Raw genomic sequence first — 21039 nt, forward strand, 5'->3', positions numbered from 1 at the left:
ATTTATGCGGACGCCCTCAGGTTGCGTGTGGATCAGGAAATTATTGTTGGTTCATTACTCATATTTCTGACCTGAACATTTTTTCGTTTCTGTATTGTAGTTACCGCAAGGCTTGCCGTCGGTTTCTTTACCAGTCCAGTCGGCTACGAGGGGCTTGGAGTCGGGTAAGAAATCCGACCACGCATCGCCTGCGACTTCTGGCGTTTTCGACACCACTTCAAACTGCCCGTTCTCTTGAATTTCGCCGATTAAGACGGGTTTAGTTAAATGGTGGTTGGGCAATACTTTGGCTGTACCGCCGGTGAGATTAGGAAACTCTAAACCAATCATGGCTTGTTCGACTTTATCGGTGTCGGTGCTACCCGCCTTTTCGACCGCTTTCACCCAGAGATTGAAGCCTAAATAATGCGCTTCCATCGGATCATTGGTAACGCGCTTATCACTCTTAATGAACTCATGCCATTTGGTGATGAACTCTTTATTCGCAGGGGTATCAACGCTCATAAAGTAGTTCCAAGCTGCCAAGTGACCGACTAAAGGCTTAGTATCAATGCCGGATAATTCTTCTTCGCCGACTGAAAACGCGACCACAGGGATAGACTCAGCGGTAATGCCTTGATTACCTAACTCTTTATAAAACGGCACATTCGCATCACCATTGATGGTGGAAACGACAGCAGTTTTCTTACCTTCTGAACCGAATTTTTTAATATCCGCGACAATCGACTGCCAATCCGAATGACCGAAAGGTGTGTAATTGATCATGATGTCTTTTTCATCGACACCTTTAGACTTCAAATACGCTTCAAGAATTTTATTAGTGGTGCGTGGATAAACATAATCTGTGCCCGCCAATACCCAGCGCTTTACTTCCAAATCCTTCATTAAATAATCGACCGCTGGAATCGCTTGCTGGTTCGGCGCTGCACCGGTGTAGAACACATTTTTAGATGACTCTTCGCCCTCGTATTGCACTGGATAAAACAGCAAACTGTTTTTCTCTTCAAACACCGGCAACACCGATTTACGTGACACCGAAGCCCAGCAACCGAAAGTCACCGCGACTTTATCTTTCTCGATTAAATCGCGCGCTTTCTCAGCGAATAACGGCCAGTTCGAGGCAGGATCAACGACAACGGCCTCGAGTTTTTTCCCCAAGACACCACCTTTTTTATTCTGCTCATCAATCAACATGAGCATGGTGTCTTTTAAGGTGGTTTCGCTGATCGCCATCGTGCCGGAGAGCGAGTGCAGGACACCAACTTTAATGGTGTCATCAGCGGCTAAGCTTAAACTACTCCACGCTAGGGCTGCTGCGGTACCTGCCGCTAATAAAGTCTTTTTCAGCTTATGGTTCAACAACATAGATAACAGGTCTCCTTGTAGATCAGGTCAGAGAGGAAAGGTCTATTATCTAATTAGCAATTCCTGTGCCAGTTGCTATTTAAGCTTGAAAACTATGGATTTGAAATTGATTGAGTGGTTAATAAGCTACCTGGAGCGCATTGGCGGGTCTTAAGCTCGAAGCACTAAGGTGCATACTGAACTGTTATAGTGCGCACTATTTTGCGCACTCTATTTCAAACGCTTAGGCTTGCTCTGCACTTGTTTGGGTTTAGGCAATTGCTCACTTGTGGGCACTGCAGCTAGTAAGCGCCCTGGTATATCTCCAAAAATTTCTGCTAACAAAGAGCTTGAAGTGGCGCGAATGGAGTCACGACTTAAAATACGGGGTGCAAACAAGACTTCTTGATTGAACGAACGATTACTATAAAGTACATGCTGCGGCTCTGGGTTAAAAGCTCTTAAACTAATCCGTGCAATATGCCCAAGATTGATGCCGCGCCCATCATCAAAGATCAGCATATGCGGACAAAGCTGCTTATAGGGATCAGGTCGTGGAAAATCGACGATGGCTAATAAAGTCAGCGGTGTACTAGACAATTTCACGCCCAGATTAATCGCTGTTATATTGATTTCTGCCAGATAGACTGGGGAGCCAATCGAGTTTTTTAAGCGCTCTAGAAACTGAAAATATTCAGGAGATGGCCACAAGCCCTCTATCGTTTCCACGAAATCTGCTGAATCAGTCACAGTGCGCTCCCAAAACTGTTGCTTAGTTATCATTCAATTTATAGAAAGCCTCTAGTGCTATGATAGTTTTTTCTATCCATAAGACAGGCAGTCAAAAGGTAAGTTATGACACAGGATGTACGGTTAGAGCAACTTACAGAATGGGTAAATACCCTTCCTGATTGGCAGGGCGCAAACCTTGCTCCTGCGTCTGCTGATGCTAGCTTTCGCCGTTATTTCCGGGTGAGTAAAGACGGTAAAACCGCCATTGCCATGGATGCCCCGCCCGATAAGGAAAACTGTGCGCCTTTCGTAGACATCACTGCGCGCTTACGTAATGCCGCTGTCGCCGCACCTGAGCTTTATGCGCAAAATCTATTAGATGGTTTTTTACTGCTAGAAGATTTCGGTAATGAGCCATTGTTAAAAGCTTTAGATCCCCTCAATGCTGATCCTTTATATGAGTCAGCGATGGATACTTTGCTACGGGTACAACAAGCTGATATTGAAGGTTTACCTGAATACAGTACTGAGTTTTTACGCCGTGAAGTCGATTTAATGCCCGAATGGTTTTTGCAAAAGCATTTAGGCTTAGCGCCTGAAGACATTCCCTTTAAGCTGATTGCAACCACCTTCAATAATCTAATTGCCGCAGTCCTAGAACAGCCAGTTGCCTTTGTGCATCGTGATTATCACTCACGCAATCTAATGCTCGTTCATGCTAATAAACTGGGCGTGATTGATTACCAGGATGCGGTTTGGGGGCCGATTACTTATGATCTGGTGTCCTTATTACGTGACTGTTATGTGGTATGGCCACAGCAGCGCGTGAAGCGTTGGGCACTGGCTTTCCACAAAGAGGCCATTGCTGATGGTGTGCTCCCACCCATTGATGAAATCACTTTCTTGCGCTGGTTTGATCTAATGGGTTTGCAACGCCATCTTAAAGTCTTGGGAATTTTCTCCCGCCTCAATCATCGTGATGGCAAATCGGGCTATTTAAAAGACCTGCCACTCACTTTAAGTTATGTGCTAACAGTGGGTTCACAACATCCTGAGACTTGTCGCTTAGTTGAATGGATGCGTCAAGCGCGCATTCCTGAGCGAATTGGTACTGTAGATATTCCGGCCTAAAGCGATGAAAGCGATGAAAGCGATGATACTCGCAGCGGGTTTAGGCACACGGATGCGCCCGCTCACTGACCATACACCCAAGCCTTTACTTAAAGCCGGTGGCAAACCGCTGATTGTCTGGCATTTGGAAAAATTAGCAGCCGCTGGCTTTAAAGACGTAGTAATCAACATTGCTTGGCTTGGCTGGCAAATTCCAGAAGCTTTAGGTGATGGTTCACAATGGGATTTAAAACTGCATTATTCCGATGAGCAAACCGAAACTGCTTTAGAAACGGCGGGTGGCATTATTAAGGCTTTGCCTTTACTCGGCTCAGAACCTTTTCTAGTGGTGAATGGCGATATCTGGTGTGATTATGCTTGTTTACCTCACACCCTTCCTCCAACTACCTTAGCACATCTGATTTTGGTGGATAACCCAGAGCATCATCCAGCAGGTGATTTTGCTTTAGAGGCTGGACGTGCACGCAATACTGGCGAGCACAAACTCACTTTTAGCGGTATTGGCTATTATCACCCTGAGCTATTCGCAGGCTTAGCTTATGGTAAACGCGCACTCGGGCCGGTATTACGTACAGTGATGGAACAAGACTTAGTGAGCGCTGAGCATTATCAAGGAAACTGGTTAGATATTGGTACGCCAGAACGTCTCGCCCAACTGGATCAACAGATTCAATATCGCCCCAAACTCTTCGACTACCATCCACACTGATACAAGCATCCAGAGCCAATTATCAGAAAATTGGCCTTAATACAGACTATCAACTAGCGCTCCCCATCCAAAGCTTCTATAACCTAACTACCATACTAAAAACAGCTAGGGTTAGTCTCTTGTTATTGATCTGGCTTTAGTTCGCTGCAATCGTCGAAAGGTTTGATTAATGCTTAAAAAACAACTTCTCATTTATTGCTTAGCCTTATTCTTCTTGCCTGTGCGAGTAATGGCCGCTGAGTGCAATGCTCCTACTTGCTACAGCCTCATATCTGCTAAAGATAATTATCATCTCGAAATCCAGACAACCCAAACGGTTCCAATAAATCAATTATTTAGTTTGGATATCATCATCACAAACTCTGAGGGCAAACCACTCACAAGCAAAATAGATTTAGACCTTGATGCCAGCATGCCACAGCACAATCATGGAATGAATGTGAAACCTGTGATCAAGAATCTTGGAGAAGGCAAGTTTCAAGTAGAAGGTATGTTGTTTCATATGTCCGGAGCTTGGACACTGTCCTTCACCATTACTAAAGGCATTACACGTGAAGCAGCACAATGGGTGGTTGAGGTCCAATAAGTGATTAGGCACCGGGGTATACTACTGCTAGTTATAGGTCTCGCTTTCAATGCCCACGCTGAGCTGAATCTACCCACCACAATACATGAAAATACAAAGCAAACAGGGTACGCTACTACGCAGCTAGCGACCGCCCCCCACCTAGAAGGTGTCAAACCCAGCCAAACCACCACAGAAACGCCAGTTCATTTCACAGTTCATGAACTGAGTCAAATCAAACACCTAACCCTCAGCCATCGTCTAGCTCCTCAAGATTTGAGTAATAAATATGCAACTCATCCCCTTGCCATTGCCTTGGGCAAAGTTTTATTTTTTGATACCCGCCTCTCCAGCGACCACCAAGTAGCTTGTGCAACCTGTCATAATCCTAAGCAAGGTTGGTCTACACCAGATCCACGTATTAGTTTACGAGGAGTAACCCTAAAGCGTCATACGCCCTCGCTCTGGAATACAGGTTATCAACGTTGGCAATTTTGGGATGGGCGTGCTGATAGCCTGTGGTTACAAGCCATAGAGTCCATGGAAAATGAAGCGGAAATGAAAGGAGATCGAGTTCATGCCGTGCGACTTATCTTGGCAGATGCAAATTTACAGACTAGTTACCGCTCAATATTTGGTGAATTACCACCTACTTTGAGTTTAACAGCCCTGCCCTTACGAGCTAAGCCGCGCCCTAAACAGGAGGGAATAACTGTTACAGACGAGACCATTCATCAAGCATGGGAGCAGCTTCCTGCTACGGTGCGCCAAGATATTAATCAAGTAACCACTCACCTGATGAAATCGATTGCAGCATTTGAAATGACCATTACCAGCCCACCTACTCGAGTTGACCAATTTATTGATCAATTAATTGTAGATCAAGGTCAAATAACAACTAACAACTCTTGGCTGAACTCTGAAGAACAGCAAGGACTCAAGCTTTTTGTGAGTAAAGCGCAATGTATTCAATGTCATTCAGGTTCTAATTTTAGTGATGGTGAATTTCATCGGATCTTTTTTGACAAAAGTCCTGACTGGGGACGAGCTATAGGTATCTCTTCTTTACTCAGCAATCCTTTTAATGGCAATAGTGTTTATGCGGATCAACACCCACTTCCCAATCGCCTTGAACTACTCAATGCTGTCAGCACCATCCCCTTTCGTGCTGCTTTTAAGACACCCAGCTTGCGTAACTTGAGTACCTCCGCCCCCTATATGCATGATGGTCGTTTTGCGAGCTTAGATGAGGTAATCAAACATTACAATGAAATCCAACCACGAGGTCATCATGCAGAAGCTGTATTAAAACCACTGGGACTCACCCCACAAGAACAAGAATATCTCGTCCAATTTCTACAGGTACTCAGTAGCCAACTCTAGTGTTATGAACTCATACTTATCTCAATATAAAATGCTCCTTATATGGGGGCTAGTATTCATTTTAACCCCCTTAAGTATCGATGACGCAGTAGCCCACGTTAAATGGTTTGTGGATGTTGATGTAGAAGATGCACTACAGCCATTAGGCTCACATCCAGCTCGCCAATATATGCCGATTTTATTCATCCTAGCCTCTTGTGGGACTATACTATTTGGGATATTTGACTATTTCTTCAGTCGACTTCTACCTGAGCAGTGGACACCTGAGAATTATTTTTTTGAAAAAAATACCAACACTCCGTTGACTATTGCACGTATTGGAACTGGTGTTTATTGCCTAGTTTTATGGTTAATGGGGGATAGTATCTTAACCCCCGAGCTTACCTATCAAAAGGCCGATTGGGTTGCTTACCTACAATTATTCATAGCATTTTCGGTACTATTCAAATTATCGCTGAGTTTCTCAGGATTTGGCCTAATCACTTTATATTTTTATGCTATTTATAAATATGGAATATTTCATTGCTTAGATTACTTTTTTGTATTTGGCTTAGGCATTTATTTAATTATTTCAGGTCTAGATATTAGACAAAAAATAATAGCTGATAAGCATTATGCTTTGTTGTATTTTTCCTTGGTATTCGCTTTTTTATGGTCAGCTATCGAGAAACTGGCTTATCCTGATGCTTTCTATCAATTTTTAGCAAAATATCCTCTTTTAATGATGGGTCTAGATCGTGACTTCTTCATTATCTCAGCAGCCTTTGTTGAGTTTAGTTTATTTTTTTTACTACTATTTAGCCACAAAGGAATTATTTTACTTGCTTTATTGGTCAATTTACTAATTAGTGCAGGTGGTTTATATTTCGGAAAAATGGATGCTATTGGACATTGGCCTGTCAACTTTATTCTGGCAATGATGTTTCTGAAGGGGCCTTTGCCTGTTAATAAATTTTTTTTCAACCAATGTCTACCTAAAAACTTTATCAACCTAAAAAATTTGATAACTCTGTACTGCACAATGGCCCTATTGGTAGTTTTTTATTATGGCCTACATGATGTGATGTACGGTGGCGTTATCTAATCATGGCTAGTTCACTACCTAGAGCATGATACCGTCATCAATCAACTAGCTACCCATTTTTGGTCTATACTTGGCGTGAAAAGCTAGTCAAAACAATACAACCACAGTAAGGAATTTAGCGTGAAACCAAGGTTTATGAACAATAGGATGTTTCTTTGGTTTGTTGACTTCCGTCATGCGATGGTCTGGTTATGAACTTGGTACTTGCGTAAAGTGTATGGAATGCAATTACACCCTAGTGTACGTATTTCTTTCAAATCGAATGTGGATAAAACCAGCCCCAAAGGCATTATTCCTTGATTGCGTTCAATGTGATCATTCTCGCGCATGATTGGGCGACGGAACGCTGGTGAGAACAAGCTAACTTTTAGCGGGATTGGTTATTATCACCCTAAGCTATTCGCAGGCTTAGCTTATGGTAAACGCGCACTAGGGCCGGTATTACGCACAGCGATGGAGCAAGACTTAGTGAGTGCTGAGCATTATCAAGGTATTTGGCTGGATATAGGCACACCAGAACGCTTAGCCCAGCTTGATCAAAGTCTTAACGCTGCTGCACCCGCCATGCTGTCCACATTAAAGCGCCACCCAGCAGAGTAAAGCCACAACCTAAAATCAGCGATAGGTTAAAGTTACCTTGCTGCTCAGCCATCCAACCGGCAAAAGCAGGGCCTAGGATTTGTGCGACACCAAAACAGGCAGTCAGAATACCCATTAATTGTGTTGGTTTCGAACCACCCAAGCGCCCGCCATAGACCAAAACCATCGAGACAATACCCATAAAAGTGCTACCAAACAGTAAAGCACCAATCAATGCAGCAGCAATGGAATCACTTAAAACCGGCAAAATAACCCCTACTGCTTGAAGCAAATAAGCGGCAATTAAAGCTGGAAATTCACCAATTTTCTGAGCAACTCGTGCCCAAACCCAACAGGAGGGAATAGCCGCTACCCCAACCACTACCCAAGCATAATCACCAAGATGCGGTAAGTCCGCGCTATGCTGGAGAATAGACACCAAAAAAGTTGCACTAATCACATAACCAATCCCTTCACAGAAATAAGCAAGGGCGACTAAGCTAAGCACAAGCTTAAAAGAATGTTGTGGAATAGCAGCAGCAATCGCCGCTTTTTTATGTGGGTTCAAATACCATTGATTGAAGAAGAGAGCAGGTAAACCCAACACTAGAATGACTAGACCACTACTAATCCATAACCCCTCCCAGCTTTGCCATTGCTTAAGGATTAATACCCATAAAGCCCCCAAAGCTAAGCCCAAACCCACCCCGGAGAAATGAATACCCAAGGCAGTCGCGGTATGTTTGGGTGAAATCGCGAGTATCATTAGCCCTGAACCCAACATCATCCCTCCAGCACTGGCTAAGCCACTGAAAAAGCGCAGCACCAGCCAAACAGCATCTTGTTGAATGAACCCCATACCAATATTGGTCAAGACAGCAAGGACAATACTCATTTTAAATAACAAGCGTTTAGTATCAATCGAGTGCACAAAGATTGCACCCAGCGCACCACAGAGATAACCGATATAATTTACAGAAGCCAACACGCCAGCCCAGTCATCGCCAAAACCTAAATCGGCCTGCATTAAAGGCAGCAAGGGGGTATAAATAAAACGAGGCATCCCAAAGGCGGTAATCAAACCCAAAATACCGACAGCAATAGACCAACGCTCCTGACGGCTTAACGGCTCAGTAGTTTGCATAGATAAATATCGAGATGAGAAAACCCTAGCCTAACACGCTGATCATTAAATTCCAGCCTATCAACACTCTGCTAATTTCTGGCCTATACTTTGCGCGAGAAGATACTAAGAACAAGGTTAAAAACCTAAGGATATGAATGTGAAACCACGGTTTATGAATAACAAGATGTTTCTCTGGTTTGTGGATTTTCGCCATGCGATGGTCTGGCTACGCACTTGGTATTTCCGCAAAGTGTATGGCATGCAATTACACCCTAGCGTGCGTATTTCTTTTAAATCGAATGTGGATAAGACTAACCCTAAAGGCATTATTATTGACCAAGATACGGTGATTGCGTTCAATGTGATTATCCTCGCACATGACTGGGCAACAGAGCGTTATGGTGCACACAATAATATTCAAACCAAAATTGGCAAAAACTGCTTTGTGGGTTGTGGCTCGATTATTATGCCGGGCGTGACGATTGGCGATGAAGTGGTAATTGCTTCAGGCAGTGTGGTAACTAAAGATATTCCTGCTCATTCTTTAGTCGGCGGTAATCCAGCACGGGTGATTCGCTCAGGGATTCGCACGAAGTCCTATGGACGTTTGTTACCCGAAAGCAAGCTCGCCGTGGACGCATCCAGCCCTGATCTAGCTAATGCCACCTAAAAAGGTGGCAAGAAATAAGAGCGTTCTAAATTCACTCCATAAATCGTCCCAGCCCGAGCCAATTTAAGTTCAGTCTGCGCTTGCTCGTCTAAAATCCGCCAAATACGGTGCGAGCTCGCATCACGGGTATTCTGTCCATTCACTTCTAAAATACTATCGCCTACTTGAATACCCATCCGTGCCGCTGGGCTATTGGGTAAAACCACCTCAATCACGTTATTTGCGGCCAGCAGAAAACCAAACTGACCGGGTAAAGCGTCCGAATCTTGGCTGGCACTCAGTAATAAATGTTGGCTAGGGAAATCAAAGGTAAGAGTTTGGCCGGTAAAAATCGCATTACCAATGCTGCCATCTAAATGCTGAAAACCTTGGGTATGCATTGGGAGCGAAACTGGCACTTGGCGGGTTTGCCAGGAGCCAATGTGTAAATCCGATAACAAAGCTAAACCGGTAGGCACGCGCCCACCTAAATCCTCAACCTCAATAAAAGCCAAAGACGCACCCGGGCGATACTCACGACGCGCATAGTTGGGAAACATCACCAAACCACCTGCATTGCCGGTATCTAAAATAAATTCGCCGGTGCGCCCGCCCACTACATTTAACGAAGCCACTGGCACCCCACCTACTAAACGGAAGGGGATCAGGCTATGTGGCTGCTGATAATTAGGCACATATTGAGAGAAAATTGCGGTATGCCGCCCAAAATCGAGGGAAACAATCAGGCGATTTAGCGCTGGCATACCGAGGACACCCTCAATCACCAAACCATCAGCAGCCGAAACTAAACCTAAATTCACCGCGGCTGCGCTTTGATTTTCTAGATCAACTGCGCCAATTTGCATCATCGGCAAACGGTAATAACCCGTGAGCTGTTTCCCAGCAATAGTGGAAACTTCGCTACTGGCAGCGGCAGATAAATGCAGCTCTCGCGCTAAACGCGGTGAAACCAAATTATGCGAAGAGCCCGTATCCACCAACCACCAAGTTTTCCGCCCTGCAATGATCACAGGTACAGCGGGCAGAACACCTAAATCACTGGTATATAAGAGCTGCATGGGCACTGCGCTGACATTTCCAGCTTGAAACTCAGGAATCTTGGGATTCGGTAAGCGACTGCAAGCGGCAAGTAGCAACACACAAATAGCCCCAGTCAACGCCCTCGAAAAGTAACCTATATTTATATTTTTCATGCCTGTCTGTTAAAACTTTCGCTAGCTTTTAGACAAAGCATCATAGCAAGCTGTTCTAAAATTTAAAATTAATGGGCTAGTTGAGAGATCAGCAAATTTAAATATAAACAACGCTCATTATATCTATTCCTCCATTTATTGGTCTAAGCCTGCAACAATGTTTGAAACAATTAACCATACACCCAACCTAGAAAACTCACACTCCACTTTGCCAAGCCTTAGTAAACATGCTATCTGTGACTCAAATCAATTACACAAAAAAGGAGAGTGGAAATGGTTCAAGGTAGCTGCCTATGCGGACAAATCGAATACGAGGTCGAGCTAATTCCCAATAAAATCTTTAATTGCCATTGCTCCTACTGCCGCAAGGCGCATGGGGCGGATTATGTGACAGTAGCACTGGCCAAAGGTGACACGCTAAAAATCACGAAGGGTGTAGAAAAGCTAAAGGAGTATCAGAATGAAATTGGTGGTTTTCGAGCTTTTTGCTCGAATTGCGGCACACGCCTGATGAACTATGCGCCGGATAAAACCTTATACCTCAGTGTATCGCTCTCAACTGTCGATACCCCAATAGATGCTAAGCCGATTGCGCATGTGAATGTGGAGTCTAAAGCGGCGTGGCACGAGCCTTATGCGGGAATTCCAAGCTTTCAGGCTTTGCCAGAAAATCTTTTGGATTAAACTGCGCTTAGTTTTACCCCATTACCCACGTCATCCCTTGGAGACATAATGAAAGATTCCCTCAAACCCGGCATTCAATACGAGCACAAATTCACTGTACCACAATCAAAAACCGTTCCGGCACTTTATCCCGAAGCTGAGGAGTTTGTTGTGATGCCAGAGGTGTTTGCGACCGGCTTTTTAGTTGGATTTTTGGAGTGGGCGTGCATTAAAGCCATCAATCCACATCTGGATTGGCCGAGCGAGCAAACGGTAGGGATGCATATTGACGTGAGCCATGAGGCTGCCACACCCGTAGGGCTTGAAGTGACCGCCAAGGTGGAATTGATTGCGGTTGAAGGCAAAAAACTAATCTTTAAGGTTGAAGCTCACGATGGGGTCGACCTGATTTCAAAAGGGCGGCATGAGCGCTTTGTGATTAATAAGGCAAAGTTTGATGCTAAGTTGGAGGCGAAGAAGACTGGTGCATAAATAAATTATACACACCTATAACTAATGGCATGAATGCATATATTGTAGATAAAAATCTAAAAACAACTTAAATGTCATTTTTTTAATAAATGGCATTTTAAACTGAGCAAGCTAAAATAAGTCATTAAATCTAATCAATGGCAATCAATGTGACTATCTTAACTGCTAGCGTTTCCCAAGGTGGGCGTATCGTTTTACCCCTAGAGATACGTCAGAAACTCGGTATTGAGGTGGGTGATGAAGTTCTTTTAGAGTGGCTTGAGGACAGCTCTGAGCTACGCTTGATGACTCACAAAATGCGCCTGCAAAAAGCCAAAAAACTAGTGCAGCAATACATAAAGCCAAAAGCATCGCTAGTGGATGAGCTAATCGCTGAGCGGCGTGAGGCGGCGAAACATGAGTAAAGTGGTGTTAGATACCTCAGCGATTTTGGCTTATTTGTTTGATGAAACAGGCGCGGAACAGGTTGAACCTATTTTGGAAGCCAATTTAGGTGTGATTAGTAGTGTGAATTATGCAGAGCTTGCCAGTAAATTAGTTGACAAGGGTATGCCGCTTGAGGCTGTTATTAGTGCCATTGAGAATCTTGAACTCACGTTTGCAGCGCAAGATCAGCAACAAGCACAAGTAAATGCTGAGTTACGTCCTTTGAGTAAAGCCTTTGGTTTATCGTTAGGTGATCGTGCTTGTTTGGCATTGGGATTAGTGCAGAATTTACCTGTGATGACGGCGGATAGGGTTTGGAAAGATGTGCCGAGCAAAGTTGTGGTACGGGTGATTCGTTGAAAGCAGACAACATCTAAATACCTAAGTGCAGTATGTAATACTTATCACCCTGTTCCTGGACTTGCTTAGCATAGTTAGACAAAGCCCTTAGATTAGTTACTAGCTCATCTCGATTGAAAATGAGCTTTTCGTAACCGCCACTATTAACAGCAATTACTTCAAAACCATCCTTGTTAGAATCATTTTCGACTTGATAACCATAATTGCCTGTAAGCTCTAACTCTGCGGGTTCACTACTCAATAAATCTGCCCAATAGCCTAAAGTTTTTGCCATAACTGGCGCACCGTCAACCTGAATCCAAGTTATCCCCCACCAACACAAACCTTGATGAGCTTGTTTAGTCGATGGATTATAGGTGGGTATCCATTGCAAAGTGTCGGCTATATATCTTAGAGCATCCACATGCAACTTAATGCCTTGGTTACTTTGGAAAAGCTTAAGCCAGCTTTTATGCCAGTGAGCCTGATCGTCAACCTTTAACAGAAAAAACTGATGACTGAGTGACATTAAACCACACACCGCTCCACCAAATAAGCCACCGAGCGATATTGCCGCCCACTATGCAAAGTTAAGCCAATCTCACAAGCGCGGCTATTACTCACACCTTCATGACAGCCTTCCGGCAATTGCTGTTTTAAACGTGCTAGTGCCGCTGCATTTAATTCGGGCGTCATAAAGCCTTTATCACCACCAAAGCCACAGCAACCCTCTTCTTCCGGTTCAATAACTTGCGGAGCACAACGCTTTACTAACTCGCGTAACACTTTATCTAAGCCCATTTTGCGCGCGCTACAGGTGATATGCAGGGCAATCGGTTCGGCTTGCGGTTTGAGAGTTAAATGGGGCAATAAGAACTCGTGGATAAAACCTGCGGTTTCGTAAAACTTCATAGGTTTTTTGGCAGACTCAATTAAGCGCAAGGTACAAGGGCTGGTATCGCAGACAATCGGGTATTTGCCCTGCTCGCTCGCCTCCCACAAGGCAGCTTCTAATTCATGCATCGAGGCGGCTGCATGGTCGGGTAAGCCTTTGCTAGCAAAGGGCAAGCCACAACATAAACCACTCACTGCTTTCGGGGTAATGATTGCAAAACCCGCTTTTTGCATCAGGCTTTGCATCACTTGGGGTAAATCGCGGGTTTCAGAATCACTCACTGCTGTACCCATGCTGCGTGTCACGCAAGCGGTAAAATAGACCGCTTTGCCATTAGCGCCTTGTGCCTGTGGGACTTCCGCTTTAGCACCGCGTGGCAGGGCATCGTGCCAAATCGGTGAGCGGTTGCCTGTAAGTTTACTAAAGCCTTGGGTAATGCTCGTGAAGTTTTGATGGCCTAATATCTTACCTTTGAACGCCGCTGCATTTAGGCCGAAGCGCGTCATTTTGGTAATTGGGGCAATATGGGTTTGCGCGTAACTAGCGATTTTCTTAGCGGTAGCACCGTGTTGCTCGGTTTTAATAGCACGGACTAATTCGCCGGTATTAATGCCCACCGGACAGCGCGTCGAGCACAATCCATCAATCGCGCAGGTCTCTAAACCTTGATAGGCAAAGGTTTTATCCCAAGCTTGCAAACCCGCTTCATCCTTACTGGTTTTGAGGCGTGCATGTTCGCGCCACGCAACAATGCGTTGGCGCGGGGTCAAGGTTAGATTGCGTGATGGGCAAACTGGCTCACAAAAACCGCATTCAATACAACGATCCACCAACTCATGGGTGGCAGGCATGGGTTTGAGATTTTTAATATGAATTGCTTGATCTTCATTCAAAACCACCCCCGGATTGAGTAAGTTTTCGGGGTCAAATAAGCGTTTGATTTTCCACATTAATTGATAAGCATCGCGCCCCCATTCCAGCTCAACAAAGGGCGCCATATTCCGCCCCGTGCCATGTTCCGCTTTGAGCGAACCACCGTATTTGACCGCGACCAATTGCGCCACATCGTCCATAAAGCCGGAATAACGATCGACTTCCGCTTGGGTACTGAAATCTTGGGTAAACACAAAGTGCAGATTGCCTTCCAAGGCATGGCCGAAAATCAGTGCTTCGCTGTAATGATATTTGGCAAAAATCGTCTGCAAATCGCGCACACCTGCCGCCAATTGCTCAATCGGGAAGGCCACATCCTCAATAATCACCGTGGTTCCGACCGGACGCACTGCACCGACCGCAGGGAATAAACCTTTACGCACCCCCCAGAATTGCGCATATTGCACCGGATCTTGAGTAAATTCGGCGGGGAATAACAGGGTTTGAGTGCTGAGAATAGTTTGCACTTCGGCAATTTTCGCGGCTAACTCCGCTGCATTCGGCGCACGCACATCAATCAATAAAGCCGCCGCATCCAAATCCAAGTCCGCTAACGTGGCAGGCATACCGGCTTTGCCCTGCACCGAGCGCAAACCCGCACCATCAATCAACTCCACCGCATCCACCGGAGCTGGTTTCAAGGCAGTCACTGCCAAACACGCTGCTTCCACATGCGGAAAAAATACTAACGAAGTCGCTTTGTACGGGTAATCCGGTACCGTGTGATATTGCACCGCCGAAATAAACCCGAGCGTGCCTTCCGATCCAATCATTAAATGCGTCAAGATTTCTAGCGGGTCGGTGTAATCCACCAAGGAATTGATGCTATAGCCGGTGGTATTTTTCAGGCGGTATTTATGGCGAATTTTGGCGGTGAGTTCGGGATTAGCTTGGACTTCAGCGGCGAGTTTACTGAGTTCATTTAAGAGTGGCTTTTGCGTATTCAAAGCGGTTTGCCGACCTTCAGCCGTGCGCGTATCAATCACTGAGCCATTCGCCAAAATCACCCGCATCCCGTTTAACGTGTGATAGCTATTCTGCGCTGTGCCACAACACATCCCCGAGGAATTATTCGCCGCAATTCCGCCAATCTTACAAGTATTTATGGTCGCTGGATCGGGGCCAATTTTGCGCCCAAACGGCAGGAGATATTGATTCGCCTGTGAACCAATAATGCCGGGTTGCAAACTGATCTTCGCACCCGCCTCCAAGACCTTAAATTCACGCCAGCTATTCAGCTCCAGCATCACTAACACCGAATCCGTGACCGCTTGCCCCGACAAACTCGTTCCTGCGGCGCGGAAGGTCACTGACACCTGATGCTCACGTGCCAAGCGCAAGACCAATTGCAGCTCATCCTCGTCTTTTACCTTCACCACCACCTCAGGAATCAGGCGGTAAAAACTCGCATCCGTACCGTAGGTCAGGCGATGAAACTCGTCTTGTAGCACACGTTCGGCTGGCAAGGTTTGCAGCAGGTTTTGGCAAAAGGCTTGATGGGCAAGGCTCATAAGTGAATCCCTAGCGATGGTCTTGATTTTTGGTAAGACCAATTATAGATAAATTTGCAAAATTAGCTATCGAATTGTTGCGAATTAGCAAAAATATCTCTATGATGCGCCGCAATTTGGTAAATTGGTATGACCAAAATCCAAATCAGTAAATCCCCACACCACAGTAGCACCGCTCTAGGAGGAGTCGCATGCAAACTTGGTCCCAAGTGTATGATCCGCTGGGTAATTTATGGCTGTCCGCCCTAATTGCTCTCATCCCTATCGCTTTTTTCTTCGTCGCCCTCGCGGTATTCCGCATGAAAGGCCATGTTGCGGGCACGATTACCTTAGGATTAGCGCTGTTAGTCGCGATTCTGCTGTATAAAATGCCAGTCACTATGGCGCTGGCCTCTGCCGCTTATGGCTTTATGTATGGCTTGTGGCCAATCGCGTGGATCATTATTACTGCCGTCTTCCTTTACAAAATCACCGTCAAAACCGGGCAATTCGATATTATCCGCAGCTCGGTGTTGTCTATCACTGAAGACCAACGCTTACAAATGTTGCTGGTGGGTTTTGCGTTTGGTGCTTTTTTAGAGGGTGCAGCGGGCTTTGGTGCACCAGTTGCTATCACTGCTGCTTTATTAGTCGGTTTAGGTTTCAATCCTTTATATGCAGCGGGCTTGTGTTTGATCGCCAATACTGCACCAGTCGCCTTCGGCGCTATGGGCATTCCGATTACGGTAGCGGGTCAAGTGACGGGTTTAGACCCCTTCCACATTGGACAAATGGCAGGCCGCCAATTACCACTTCTTTCCGTCATTGTACCCTTCTGGTTGATTATGATTATGGATGGCTGGCGCGGTGTGAAAGAAACCTATCCTGCCATTTTAGTAGCGGGCGTGTCTTTCGCAGTCACACAATTCTTCACCGCCAACTATATCGGCCCAGAACTACCGGATATTACCTCTGCACTCGTGAGTCTAGTGTGCTTAACTTTATTCCTGAAAAAATGGAAACCAAAGAATATCTTCCGTTTTGAAGGTCAAGAATTAAGCAAAATCCCTACGACTCAAACCCAAACCTATAACACTGGCACCATCATCAAAGCATGGTCACCCTTTATGATTTTAACCATCATGGTCACGATCTGGAGTTTAAAACCCTTCAAAGCGATGTTCAGCAAAGACGGTTTATTAGAAACTTGGGTGATTAAATTCTCCGTACCTTACTTGGATAAATTAGTCACCAAAATGCCGCCGATTGTGGCTGAAGCCAAACCTTATGAAGCAGTCTATAAATTTGACTGGTTTTCAGCCACCGGTACTGCGATTCTATTAGCCGCCATCATCACCATTTTCGTCTTGAAAATGCGCCCTGCCGAAGCCGTAAAAACCTTCTTTGAAACCGTCAGCGAACTCAAGCGGCCGATCTACTCCATCGGCATGGTGTTGGCCTTTGCCTTTGTCGCAAACTATTCTGGTCTATCCGCAACTTTGGCCTTATTACTAGCGGGTACAGGTGCAATGTTTACCTTCTTCTCACCGTTCTTGGGTTGGTTGGGTGTGTTCTTAACCGGATCGGATACTTCGTCCAATGCCCTGTTCTGTAGCTTGCAAGCCAATACCGCGCATCAAATCGGCGTGTCGGATACCTTATTGGTGGCAGCAAATACCACGGGTGGCGTAACGGGTAAAATGATCTCTCCGCAATCCATTGCCGTGGCGTGTGCAGCGGTTGGCTTGGTGGGCAAGGAAGCTGATTTATTCCGCTTTACCTTAAAGCACAGCCTGATCTTTGCCACGATTGTGGGTGTGATTACCACCCTGCAAGCCTATGTGTTTACGTGGATGATTCCTTGATTGGTGCGCTAAAAGCCCCTAAACTCGGTCTTATCAAAAAAATTGGTAAGACCAGAGTACATGAAGAGAATCCGCCTTTCTGATCAAATTGCTGAACAACTGGAAGCAATGATTGCCACCCAAGGCTTAAAAGCGGGTGATCGTTTGCCCGCCGAGCGCCCCTTAGCGGAACAGCTGGAAGTCTCGCGCCCTTCGTTGCGTGAAGCGATTCAGAAATTGATTAGTAAAGGCTTATTAGTCAGTCGGGCGGGCGGTGGCACGTATATTCAAGATCTCACCGCCGCCGGACAAACTGATCCGCTGGTTACCCTATTCCGTGAAAACCCCGAATACCGCTTTGATGTGTTAGAAATCCGCCATGCGATTGAAGGTAATGCCGCCTGGTATGCCGCCTTACGCGCTACCGATGAAGACAAAGCGCTGATTCGTGAGCGTTTTGAGGCAATGATTGCTGAACATGGCAGTGAAGACCCAATGGATGAAGCGCGCGCTGATGCGGCCTTTCACTTATCCATTGTTGAAGCTTCGCATAATCTAGTGTCTTTACACATTATGCGTAACCTGTTTGAACTACTGCAAAACAGCATCTCGCACAACCTCGATAAGCTCTATACTCAAGCGCGCGTATTCGACCCGCTAAGCCAGCAGCATCGTGAATTAATGGAGGCTGTGATTGCTGGAGAACCAGAACGCGCTCGCCAAGCAGCTGAACAGCATCTAGCGTTTGTGGAAGATTCTTTAAAAAGCATTGATGCTGATGAAGCACGTAAAGTGCGTTCCTTGCGGCATTTATCACGTTAGGAGGCTCAGGCCATGTTCCCCTTTTTCCGTTTATGGCTCGCCATCAAAAAGGCTAAACGCGCCCCTACTTTGAAGATTGATGAAACCAGCATTGTGCCAATGCGGGTCAGTTTAAGTGACTGTGATCTTTTTCTGGAAATGAACAATGGGCGGCATTTAACTTTGTTTGATATTGGCCGCTTTGTGTTTGCCGTGCGCACTGGTTTATGGCAGCAAGTGAAGCAACATAAATGGGGCTTTGTGGTCGCAGGGAGCAGTGTGCGCTATCGCAAACGCCTGAAGCCTTTCCAACGTTATGAACAGCATACGCGCGTATTGGGACATGATGAGAAATGGTTTTATTTTTTACAAACTCATCAAGTCGGTGAAGTATGGTATTCCGCCACACTGATTCGCGCTGCGGTAGTGGAGAAAGGCAAAATTATCCCCACTCAGACCATTTTAAATGTCATGCAGCAACCGGATTGGCAACCCGAATTACCCGACTGGGTAAAAGCATGGATTGGTGCTGAAGCCTTGCGCCCTTGGTCAGAGGCTTAGTGCGCTAACTCACCATAGGCTTTCGCAATCGCACTGGCAAGCCGCGCATTATTCAACACCAATTGAATATTTGAGGCCAGACTATCGCCGCCAGTGAGTTCACAAACCCGCGCTAATAAAAAGGGGGTCGCTTGCTTGCCGCCGATATGTTGTGCAGCAGCTTCTGCAAGCGCTTGTTCAATCGCACCATCAATCGCAGCACTCGGCATGGCATATGGCTCAGGGATGGGGTTAGCAATCACCATCCCACCCTTTAAATTCATCGCCCATTTGGCGTGCATCACTTGCGCAATGCTGGTCGCGTCATCCAAGCGATAATCAACTTTAAACTGGCTGCCACGGGTAAAAAAGGCGGGAAGCTGTTCGGTTTGATAACCTATCACTGGCACACCATGCGTCTCCAGATATTCGAGGGTCAAACCTAAATCCAAAATCGACTTCGCACCCGCACAAACTACCGCCACGGGTGTTTGCGCTAACTCTTGTAAATCGGCTGAAACATCAAATGAGGTCTCAGCACCACGATGCACCCCACCAATTCCACCGGTTGCAAACACCCGAATCCCTGCCATGGCGGCAATAATCATGGTCGAAGCTACGGTAGTCGCACCGGTTTTACCCTGCGCCACAATAAACGGTAAATCACGTCGACTCACTTTAGTAATATTGTGCCCACCTTTACCTAATTGCTCGATCTCACCCCTACTTAAACCCGCTTTAAGCCTGCCATTAATAATCGCAATCGTGGCCGGAATCGCACCATTAGCCCGTACTTCTGCTTCGACTTGAAGGGCGGTTTCGACGTTTTGTGGATAAGGCATACCGTGTGAAATAATGGTCGATTCGAGTGCGACCACAGCTTGCTTAGCTGCTAGGGTAGCAGCCACTTCGGGATGAATATCAAGGTAGTTCATAACAATCCTAATGAATGATTCGGGTCGTGTGTGCTGAGTAAGTGTATGACCGCAGCAAGCGATAAAGTCAGGCAATTGGCTTGCGCAACTTCAACTGTTAGCGCCGCACAAGCTTGGGCAAACCGCGCTGCTTTTAATAAAGAATAGCCACTTAAATAGCCATAAACCAGCCCTGACATTAAGGCATCACCCGCCCCCGAGGTATTACAGACCTTGACAGGCAAAGGTTTAGCCCAGCCTTGTTCCTGCTGACTCGCACAATACAAACCACGCTCCCCCAAGCTCAATACAATATTAGCCACGCCTTGCTGCAAAAACCAAGTTGCCACCGCAGGCACTGCTTCGTCATCAGCTAGCGACAATCCCGATAACTGTTCCGCTTCTAAACGATTAGGCTTGAGAGTGTGAATCTTGGCTAAGTGGTTGCGAATTTTTGGCGCTTTCTGCACGGAAACAGGATCAATGAAAACCGGAACTTGGCTAGCTTGCTCGAATAAAGCAGTTAAGCAGTCTTGGGAAAGATTCGTGTCTACCACGATTAAGCGAGCTTGCTTTAGTAAAGCCTGTTTTTCGCTGAGATAAGCGGCGGTCACATACTCCAACACGGCCATATCATTGACCGCAATACTCAAATCGCCTTGTGCATCATTCACTGAGACATACAGGCCAGTGTGTGCCTCAGCAACGTGCAAAACCTCAGCGATATTAACCCCAACACCTTCCGTATGCTGCAATAAAGCGAGGCCATTGGTATCGTTCCCTACTGCACTAAGCAAACAGCAATCCAAATTGAGTCGAGCAAGGTTTTCAGCAATATTCCGTGCTACGCCACCGAAATTAGTGCTAATCGTGCCCGGAATAGAATCACGCGCTAGCACTGCACCTCTGGGTTGAGCACTAATATCAAGATTAGCACCGCCGATAGCAACTACATAGCTCACGGCCTACGCTCCGCTTAAGTCATTAGTAAAACACGATACAGGAGAGCGTTAGCTAACTCAATTAATCAGCTATTTTACAAAATTGGTCTTACCAATATAAAAAATACTCAATTGCAAAGATTTTAAATCTATAATAAAACCTTCACTCCAATTGATAAATCCTTGTCAAAACCCTATTTCTCCATTACAGTAAACTGGTAATACCAATCCTTTGGTGCGTTGTA

22 protein-coding genes are annotated in these 21039 nt (G+C 45.8%); 14 read left to right on the plus strand and 8 right to left on the minus strand.

The window, feature by feature from the left end:
• Nucleotides 1–54 precede the first annotated feature (54 nt).
• Together urtA and Q0230_RS18760 are read right to left on the minus strand one after the other, a co-directional pair.
• Complete coding sequence (gene urtA / locus Q0230_RS18755; protein ID WP_298613066.1) at nt 55–1365, minus strand: urea ABC transporter substrate-binding protein; 1311 nt, start codon at nt 1363–1365, stop codon at nt 55–57.
• 210 nt (nt 1366–1575) lie between these two features.
• On the minus strand, nt 1576–2094 hold the full coding sequence (locus Q0230_RS18760) for a hypothetical protein (protein ID WP_298613069.1): 519 nt from the start codon (nt 2092–2094) through the stop codon (nt 1576–1578).
• Between the two features lie 105 nt (nt 2095–2199).
• On the opposite strand from Q0230_RS18760, the gene Q0230_RS18765 reads away from it, so the two are divergent.
• From Q0230_RS18765 to Q0230_RS18790, 6 genes are all read left to right on the plus strand, one after another.
• Nucleotides 2200–3207, plus strand: coding sequence for a phosphotransferase (locus Q0230_RS18765; RefSeq protein WP_298613072.1), 1008 nt, complete (start codon nt 2200–2202; stop codon nt 3205–3207).
• A gap of 13 nt (nt 3208–3220) precedes the next feature.
• Complete coding sequence (gene murU, locus Q0230_RS18770; RefSeq protein ID WP_298613232.1) at nt 3221–3916, plus strand: N-acetylmuramate alpha-1-phosphate uridylyltransferase MurU; 696 nt, start codon at nt 3221–3223, stop codon at nt 3914–3916.
• 169 nt (nt 3917–4085) lie between these two features.
• Nucleotides 4086–4502, plus strand: coding sequence for a FixH family protein (locus Q0230_RS18775; RefSeq protein ID WP_298613075.1), 417 nt, complete (start codon nt 4086–4088; stop codon nt 4500–4502).
• Entirely contained in the window at nt 4503–5864 is a 1362-nt protein-coding gene (locus Q0230_RS18780; RefSeq protein ID WP_298613121.1) for a cytochrome c peroxidase, read from the plus strand.
• 4 nt (nt 5865–5868) lie between these two features.
• A complete protein-coding gene (locus tag Q0230_RS18785) occupies nt 5869–6948 on the plus strand; it encodes a hypothetical protein (RefSeq protein ID WP_298613125.1) in 1080 nt (359 codons plus the stop codon).
• A 327-nt stretch (nt 6949–7275) separates the two neighbouring features.
• Nucleotides 7276–7548, plus strand: coding sequence for a hypothetical protein (locus Q0230_RS18790; RefSeq protein WP_298613128.1), 273 nt, complete (start codon nt 7276–7278; stop codon nt 7546–7548).
• On the opposite strand, the gene Q0230_RS18795 is transcribed toward Q0230_RS18790, so the two are convergent.
• Nucleotides 7493–8671 (minus strand): YbfB/YjiJ family MFS transporter, encoded by a 1179-nt coding sequence (locus Q0230_RS18795; protein WP_298613131.1) that lies wholly within the window; start codon nt 8669–8671, stop codon nt 7493–7495. The two genes, Q0230_RS18790 and Q0230_RS18795, sit on opposite strands and share 56 nt — an antisense overlap.
• A gap of 139 nt (nt 8672–8810) precedes the next feature.
• On the opposite strand from Q0230_RS18795, the gene Q0230_RS18800 reads away from it, so the two are divergent.
• Entirely contained in the window at nt 8811–9323 is a 513-nt protein-coding gene (locus tag Q0230_RS18800; RefSeq protein WP_298613134.1) for a DapH/DapD/GlmU-related protein, read from the plus strand.
• Here the strand turns inward: Q0230_RS18800 and Q0230_RS18805 are convergent.
• Nucleotides 9320–10462, minus strand: coding sequence for an aspartyl protease family protein (locus Q0230_RS18805; RefSeq protein WP_298613137.1), 1143 nt, complete (start codon nt 10460–10462; stop codon nt 9320–9322). The genes Q0230_RS18800 and Q0230_RS18805 overlap by 4 nt on opposite strands.
• Nucleotides 10463–10789: 327 nt before the next feature.
• Between Q0230_RS18805 and Q0230_RS18810 the strand changes: the two genes are divergently transcribed.
• The 4 genes from Q0230_RS18810 to Q0230_RS18825 all read left to right on the plus strand — a co-directional run bounded on the left by Q0230_RS18810 (nt 10790) and on the right by Q0230_RS18825 (nt 12457).
• A complete protein-coding gene (locus tag Q0230_RS18810; protein WP_298613140.1) occupies nt 10790–11200 on the plus strand; it encodes a GFA family protein in 411 nt (136 codons plus the stop codon).
• A 48-nt stretch (nt 11201–11248) separates the two neighbouring features.
• The gene (locus Q0230_RS18815; RefSeq protein ID WP_298613143.1) at nt 11249–11671 is read left to right on the plus strand and encodes a thioesterase family protein; all 423 of its coding nucleotides are present in this window, start codon (nt 11249–11251) and stop codon (nt 11669–11671) included.
• Nucleotides 11672–11820: 149 nt separating this feature from the next.
• Nucleotides 11821–12075, plus strand: a complete 255-nt coding sequence (locus tag Q0230_RS18820; RefSeq protein ID WP_298613145.1) for an AbrB/MazE/SpoVT family DNA-binding domain-containing protein — start codon at nt 11821–11823, stop codon at nt 12073–12075.
• On the plus strand, nt 12068–12457 hold the full coding sequence (locus Q0230_RS18825; protein WP_298613148.1) for a type II toxin-antitoxin system VapC family toxin: 390 nt from the start codon (nt 12068–12070) through the stop codon (nt 12455–12457). The genes Q0230_RS18820 and Q0230_RS18825 overlap by 8 nt, the downstream gene beginning before the upstream one ends.
• Nucleotides 12458–12470: 13 nt before the next feature.
• On the opposite strand, the gene Q0230_RS18830 is transcribed toward Q0230_RS18825, so the two are convergent.
• Both Q0230_RS18830 and Q0230_RS18835 read right to left on the minus strand, forming a co-directional pair.
• On the minus strand, nt 12471–12965 hold the full coding sequence (locus Q0230_RS18830; protein ID WP_298613151.1) for a hypothetical protein: 495 nt from the start codon (nt 12963–12965) through the stop codon (nt 12471–12473).
• Nucleotides 12965–15775 carry an FAD-binding and (Fe-S)-binding domain-containing protein gene (locus Q0230_RS18835; RefSeq protein WP_298613154.1) on the minus strand — a complete coding sequence of 937 codons (2811 nt, stop codon included), beginning with the start codon at nt 15773–15775 and terminating at the stop codon, nt 12965–12967. The genes Q0230_RS18830 and Q0230_RS18835 overlap by 1 nt, the downstream gene beginning before the upstream one ends.
• Before the next feature lie 191 nt (nt 15776–15966).
• Here Q0230_RS18835 and lldP point away from each other — a divergent pair, with 191 nt between their 5' ends.
• The 3 genes from lldP to Q0230_RS18850 are packed head-to-tail and all read left to right on the plus strand — an operon-like array spanning nt 15967 to nt 18960.
• Complete coding sequence (gene lldP / locus Q0230_RS18840) at nt 15967–17619, plus strand: L-lactate permease (RefSeq protein WP_298613157.1); 1653 nt, start codon at nt 15967–15969, stop codon at nt 17617–17619.
• 60 nt (nt 17620–17679) lie between these two features.
• A complete protein-coding gene (locus Q0230_RS18845; protein ID WP_298613160.1) occupies nt 17680–18420 on the plus strand; it encodes an FCD domain-containing protein in 741 nt (246 codons plus the stop codon).
• 12 nt (nt 18421–18432) lie between these two features.
• Nucleotides 18433–18960, plus strand: coding sequence for a thioesterase family protein (locus Q0230_RS18850; protein ID WP_298613163.1), 528 nt, complete (start codon nt 18433–18435; stop codon nt 18958–18960).
• Here Q0230_RS18850 and Q0230_RS18855 read toward each other — a convergent pair.
• Together Q0230_RS18855 and Q0230_RS18860 are read right to left on the minus strand one after the other, a co-directional pair.
• Nucleotides 18957–19874, minus strand: a complete 918-nt coding sequence (locus Q0230_RS18855) for a pseudouridine-5'-phosphate glycosidase (protein ID WP_298613166.1) — start codon at nt 19872–19874, stop codon at nt 18957–18959. The genes Q0230_RS18850 and Q0230_RS18855 overlap by 4 nt on opposite strands.
• Nucleotides 19871–20815 (minus strand): PfkB family carbohydrate kinase, encoded by a 945-nt coding sequence (locus tag Q0230_RS18860; protein ID WP_298613169.1) that lies wholly within the window; start codon nt 20813–20815, stop codon nt 19871–19873. Before Q0230_RS18860 ends, Q0230_RS18855 begins: the two co-directional genes overlap by 4 nt.
• Nucleotides 20816–21039: the final 224 nt, after the last annotated feature.

It is taken from the genome of uncultured Thiothrix sp. (genome assembly GCF_937876535.1).
Classification (GTDB): domain Bacteria; phylum Pseudomonadota; class Gammaproteobacteria; order Thiotrichales; family Thiotrichaceae; genus Thiolinea.